The organism is Polynucleobacter sp. AP-Latsch-80-C2, from assembly GCF_018882185.1.
Taxonomy (GTDB): Bacteria; Pseudomonadota; Gammaproteobacteria; order Burkholderiales; family Burkholderiaceae; genus Polynucleobacter.
The window spans coordinates 1-247 of the sequence record NZ_JACVOY010000050.1 but is presented as its reverse complement, the minus strand read 5'-3'; the positions used below and the strand labels follow the sequence as shown (position 1 = coordinate 247).

Below are 247 nucleotides of genomic sequence, written 5' to 3'. Positions count from 1 at the left end.
CTACAGTTCCACTACCACTCACTTGTAAGGTACCGGCATTGACAGTAGTAGCGCCACCATAGGTGTTAGCACCTGACAGAGTGAGGATACCTACTCCTGCTTTTGTCAGAGTAACACCGATACCTGCGATGATGCCGTCAATCGAACCAGCACCACTATTGGTAATCGAGATGGCGCTACTGCTAGCTAAGGTAATCGCATGGGCAGTTAAGGTTGCTGTATTAATGGTGAGGCCAGTTAATGGTGT

Annotated in this window: 1 protein-coding gene; it reads right to left on the bottom strand. The window is 48.6% G+C overall.

The features are described 5' to 3' along the window. Positions 1-247 (bottom strand): autotransporter-associated beta strand repeat-containing protein (locus ICN47_RS12825; protein WP_216220298.1); only part of this gene is annotated, 247 nt, incomplete at both ends.